The following is a 1,026-nucleotide window of genomic DNA, read 5'->3' as shown; positions in this document are numbered from 1 at the left end:
CAGTACGGTCTGTCGGCCCGCGGGCTGGCGATTGATACGTACGGCAAGAAGCGCGAGGAGTTTCCGGACTTCACCAAGTTCTGGTTCGAGACCCCGGATAAGGACAGCACTCGCTTTGTGGTCTATGCCCTGCTGGATTCGCCGAGTGCCACCGGCGCTTACCGTTTCGACATCGATTGCCAGGCCAATCAGGTCGTCATGGGGGTCGATGCTCATATCAACGCGCGTACCGCCATCGAGCAACTGGGTATCGCGCCGATGACMAGCATGTTCAGCTGCGGCACCCATGAGCGGCGCATGTGCGACACCATTCATCCGCAGATACACGACTCGGATCGTCTGGCGATGTGGCGCGGTAATGGCGAGTGGATCTGCCGTCCGCTGAACAACCCGGCGAAACTGCAATTCAATGCCTTCGCCGACACCGATCCGAAAGGTTTCGGCCTGGTACAGACCGATCATGAGTTCGCCAGTTACCAAGACACTGTCGACTGGTACAGCAAGCGCCCAAGCCTGTGGGTAGAACCTACAACCGCGTGGGGCGAAGGCTCTATCGATCTGCTGGAAATTCCTACAACGGGCGAGACGCTGGATAACATCGTCGCGTTCTGGACCCCGAAAAAACCGGTTGCGGCCGGGGACTCCCTGAATTACGGCTACAAGCTCTACTGGAGCGCGCTGCCACCGGTCGGTACGCCACTCGCGCGAGTCAATGCTACGCGTTCGGGCATGGGCGGTTTCACCGAGGGCTGGGCGCCGGGTGAGCATTACCCGCAAGTCTGGGCGCGGCGCTTTGCCGTGGACTTCACGGGTGGCGGTCTGGATCGCTTGCCGGAAGGTGCCGGAATTGAACCGGTGGTGACGTGCTCGAACGGGCAGGTGAAAGACTTCAACGTATTGGTGCTGGATGACATCAAGGGTTACCGCATTACCTTCGACTGGTTCCCGACCAATGACAGCGTGGAACCGGTGGAGCTGCGGTTGTTCATTCGTACCAATGAGCGGACGTTGAGTGAGACCTGGTTG

1 protein-coding gene is annotated in these 1,026 nt (G+C 59.5%); it reads left to right on the top strand.

The window, feature by feature from the left end:
* Positions 1-1,026 (top strand): glucan biosynthesis protein D (locus AC1DRJ_RS29355; RefSeq protein ID WP_477805212.1); only part of this gene is annotated, 1,026 nt, incomplete at both ends.

The organism is Pseudomonas sp. P5_B2 (genome assembly GCF_056400445.1).
Note: the sequence above shows the minus strand (reverse complement) of the source record. Positions and strands in the feature narration are given on the sequence as shown.